This is a genomic window from Microvirga sp. GN3 (assembly GCF_055792825.1).
In genome coordinates this window covers 1-3,850 of the sequence record NZ_JBVVAK010000305.1, presented here as the reverse complement: position 1 = coordinate 3,850, position 3,850 = coordinate 1, and the positions used below count along the sequence as shown (strand labels likewise).

Sequence of the window (3,850 nt, the reverse complement as noted above, 5' to 3'; positions counted from 1 at the left end):
TGCCGATGTCGATGCCAAGGGTGGCAACTTGCTGAAGCGGAGCTTTGGGCATGGCTCAAATCCTCGTGCTGGGCGCCCCAGATGAAGGGTGCGCCGGTAAGCACGGCCGGTCCATCCCATTAGCTTCTCCTTGGATCTGCGCGTGCGGGTTGCGGCCTTTGTCGAGGCGGGCCATTCCTGCCGGGCGGCGGCCCAGCACTTTGACGTCAGCGAGAGCTTCGCCATCAAGCTGGTGCGGCGGACACGGGACACCGGCTCGCCCGCACCGGCCCAGCAAGGCCGCCCGCCGGGAGGCGGCAAGCTGGTGCCCTATGAGACCTTCCTGATCCAGACCGTTGAGGCCCACCCCGCCATCACCATGCCCGAACTGGCGGCCCGGCTGCTGGAGGAACACGGGGTGGCGGCGGCTCCCGCGATGCTCTCGCGGCTGCTGTGCCGGTGCGGCTTCAGCTATAAAATCTATGGACCGGCCGTGCGTTGCAAGAGGGCTGCCTCTGGCTGGATGAGAAACGGTTCGCATCAATCTATCCGGCCTCCGTGTGGAGCTCTTGCTCCGGGCCATCATGGAAATCCGCGCGCACCGGGCCTGCTTAAAACCAAGGCTTCAGCGAGCCATTTTTATAGCCAGGCTTCGGGTGCGCCGGGCAACCGTTCATCCATCCTGTCACATCCTTCTCGCGAACCTCGGCGGGAACTTGATCGCCAAAAACACTGGTGGTCAGAGCAGGCTCAGACCGTGCGGCGAGTAAACCCCGGATCGTAACCGTTCTCGTGGTGCAGCACTCCCCACGCGATGCGAGCGAGCTTGTTGGCCAGCGCGACTGCTAGCACATTGCGATGCAACCGTACTCCGGCTGCCTGCAGCCAGCGTCCAAAGCCGTGTCCGCTCCAGTGCCCTGGAGATCGCAGGAGCGCTTGGGCACCGTTGACAAGCAGGGTGCGCAAGTATCGGTTTCCGCGCTTGGAGAGTCCGCCCAGGATCGTGCGATCTCCGGTCGAGATCTGCTTCGGCACCAGCCCGAGCCAAGCGGCAAAGTCGCGGCCTTTGGTGAAGGCGGCTCCTGTTCCGATTGCCGCCACCATGGCGCTGGCGGTGATCACGCCAACCCCTGGGATCCCCATCAGCCGCTGGCACCCTGCATCCTGCTGGGCCAAGGCGGCGATATCCCGCGTGATGGCAGCAATGCGCTCATCGAGTTGCCGCCAGTCTGCCGCGAGATCCTCGAGCAGGTGGATCATACGCGGCGAGAGCACGTCCGTGCGCTGGGCGAGTAGCGTTGGCAGGGCCTCGCGTAGACCAGCCGGCCCTTGGCGCACGGCGATCCCACCCTCGAGCAGGAAACCGCGGATCTGGTTGATGACAGCCGTGCGCTGCCCGATCTGCCGGCTTCGCACCCGGTGAAGCGCCTGGAGATCAAGCTGCTCAGAGGACTTCAGCGGCACAGGGCGCATGGTTGGACGTTGCGCCGCCTCAGCCATGGCCTCGGCATCGCGGTAATCATTCTTGTGTCCCTTGAGGAAGGGTTTGACGTATTGAGCTGGCAACAGGCGAACGTCATGGCCAAGAGCAGCGAGCTGACGGCCGACGTGATGGGCTCCGGTACAGGCCTCCATCCCGATGAGACAGACCGGCACGTTGGCCAGGCAGGATTGCAGCTGTCCACGCGCAATCTTGCGGCGCAGCACAATCTTGCCGCGGGCATCCATGCCGATCAGGTGGAAGGTGTTCTTGCCCAGGTCGATGCCGATGGTCGCAATGGTCTCAGCGGTGGTCTGCTGTGTCATGACATGGCTCCGTGACTGCGGGACAATCCCGTACTCCCATGCTCCGCCCGGGAGCACGGCCGGTCCATGCCATTAAAGCCCTGATGGCGGCGGAGTGCGCACGCGCCGCCGTGCGGGATGAGCGCCGGGTCTGGGCAGGCTACCGTCAGCCACGCATGCGCCAAGAGCCGCACCGCTTGGTGTTTCTCGACGAGACCTACGTCAACACCAAGATGACCCGCCTGCGTGGGCGCTCGCGCAAGGGCCAGCGGCTGCGCATGAAAGCTCCCTTCGGCCATTGGAAAACCAACACTTTTATCGCAGGGCTGCGGTGCAGCGAGTTGAGTGCGCCGTGGGTCATTGATGGTCCGATCACCCGGTTGGCGTTCGAGGCTTACATTGAGACACAGCTTGCGCCGACCCTGCACACAGGCGACGTGGTGATCCTCGACAACCTTGCGGTCCACAAGAGTGCAAGGGCGGCTGAATGCCTGAAGCAACGAGGTGCTTGGTTCCTGTTCCTGCCCGCTTACAGCCCGGACTTGAACCCAATTGAGCAGGCCTTTGCCAAGATCAAAGCGCTCCTGCGCAGAGCTGAGGCCCGAACCCTCGACGCGCTCTGGCGTGCCCTCGGCGATATCTGCAGCTTGTTCGAGCCGCAGGAATGCTGGAACTATCTCACGGCCACCGGATATGCGTCCGTGTAAGCGTCCGATGCTCTAGCAGACCTGTAGCGCACAATCCAGCGGTTACGACCAAACGGCAATCAACATGACAGCCGCAATCACTTAGTGATAGAGCTCGCGATATTGCTTCGCCTTCAGCACCAGTTCTACGGCCATGGCCAATTCGGCTTCATCGAATTCAAAGCATCCGAGACTATCAACTGTCGAGCGGGTGGTATGCGAGTAAATCTCGAGCCAGAACGGCGGCAGATCCTGCAAGACGGACGCGTCCGGAAGTTCGCTGAGACGCACCTCAAGGGAGCAGAGCCGTGCAACGAGAGTGGTTCGGACGCCGGTTGTATTCTCGGCCGCGAACACGAGCTGGACGTAGGCGCGGATAATCTGTTGCTCAATCTCGTCCGGGGAGAGGTCGGGCAAGGGAGAATGACCGGTATCAATGTGCCAATTACATGCCATTCGAAGCTCCATCATTGTATCACTGTAATCTCAATTCCCCAACGGGCACGGGCGCGCGACCCACCTTTCAGTTACGCAGCGCGGCGATGTTCACTGAACCCCAGTGAAGCAGCGGCTCGAGCCACCTGTGTCCCCTCAATGACGTGCCGAATTGTTTCTGACACGACAATCACTGTCGGCTCTTTCAGGATGATGTCGCCGCGAGCGGAGAAGCGTGTATCGTGAGCAGCGATGACGACAGGGCGACTGGGATAGGCCTGATGGTATTGGTCTGCCAGGATCCAGCCGTCGATTAAGCCCGGTAAGGCAGCCCGGCTGTACAGCCAGCCGATCTGGTGCTGCCGATGCCTCAGGATGGTAAAGGCCGGTTCGCCCGTGTCGTCCGCCACAGTGTAGTTCGCAGCCCGGCACGCCTGCGCAAGCCGCTCGCAGAAACCTGGATTGCTCTCCACGATCAGTACGCATTCGTTCATGACCGGGCTCATAGCAGTCTCCTGCACGATCGCGCTTCGCCGACTCTCGCAGGTGAATTTCACCTCGAGAGCCTTGACGTTCTGACATTAGCCGATCTCATCATTGGGGCTCGATTGTCTTTGTGGGTGCCCCAATCATCGGGAGAGATTGCGACGATCATACTTTGGTTTGGGTCGATCGATACGACGGCCCTCGTGACACGACCGGTCTGGATAGAAACCCCTTAGGGCATCCAGTTGGCACGGTGATGATGAGATGATGTGAAGCCAAAGCGGACATGGACCGCCGGAACTGGACAACCCGTGGCATCGTCTTGCGTTAGCGAAGCGCGCTAACTTGAGAGGGACTAATGATCTTCACGGAGGTGGTGTAACATAGGGTGATGTCGATCCTCATGAGGAGGCGCGCGATGGATGACGACGTTTGGCGGCCGACGCATCTAACATCCGAGCAGATGGAGGAGCGGCGTC

At 61.4% G+C, this 3,850-nt stretch carries 4 protein-coding genes and 1 pseudogene; 2 read left to right on the top strand and 3 right to left on the bottom strand.

The window, feature by feature from the left end; genetic code table 11:
* Positions 1-142: 142 nt before the first annotated feature.
* The gene (locus ACS5Q1_RS46885) at positions 143-763 is read left to right on the top strand and encodes a hypothetical protein (protein WP_473104623.1); all 621 of its coding nucleotides are present in this window, start codon (positions 143-145) and stop codon (positions 761-763) included.
* Here the strand turns inward: ACS5Q1_RS46885 and ACS5Q1_RS46880 are convergent.
* Complete coding sequence (locus ACS5Q1_RS46880) at positions 730-1,785, bottom strand: IS110 family RNA-guided transposase (RefSeq protein WP_473104622.1); 1,056 nt, start codon at positions 1,783-1,785, stop codon at positions 730-732. The two genes, ACS5Q1_RS46885 and ACS5Q1_RS46880, sit on opposite strands and share 34 nt — an antisense overlap.
* A 74-nt stretch (positions 1,786-1,859) precedes the next feature.
* On the opposite strand from ACS5Q1_RS46880, the pseudogene ACS5Q1_RS46875 reads away from it, so the two are divergent.
* Positions 1,860-2,471, top strand: a pseudogene (locus ACS5Q1_RS46875) (IS630 family transposase); the annotation flags it as partial.
* Positions 2,472-2,552: 81 nt separating this feature from the next.
* On the opposite strand, the gene ACS5Q1_RS46870 reads toward ACS5Q1_RS46875, so the two are convergent.
* Positions 2,553-2,906 carry a hypothetical protein gene (locus tag ACS5Q1_RS46870; RefSeq protein WP_473104621.1) on the bottom strand — a complete coding sequence of 118 codons (354 nt, stop codon included), beginning with the start codon at positions 2,904-2,906 and terminating at the stop codon, positions 2,553-2,555.
* Positions 2,907-2,977: 71 nt separating this feature from the next.
* On the bottom strand, positions 2,978-3,379 hold the full coding sequence (locus ACS5Q1_RS46865) for a hypothetical protein (protein WP_473104620.1): 402 nt from the start codon (positions 3,377-3,379) through the stop codon (positions 2,978-2,980).
* Between the last annotated feature and the right edge of the window lie 471 nt (positions 3,380-3,850).

What these genes read in the sequence shown, in the direction of transcription:
- ACS5Q1_RS46880 (WP_473104622.1), bottom strand. Translation starts at nt 1,785, where the DNA reads ATGACACAGCAGACCACCGCTGAGACCATTGCGACCATCGGCATCGAC.
- ACS5Q1_RS46870 (WP_473104621.1), bottom strand. Translation starts at nt 2,906, where the DNA reads ATGGCATGTAATTGGCACATTGATACCGGTCATTCTCCCTTGCCCGAC.
- ACS5Q1_RS46865 (WP_473104620.1), bottom strand. Translation starts at nt 3,379, where the DNA reads ATGAACGAATGCGTACTGATCGTGGAGAGCAATCCAGGTTTCTGCGAG.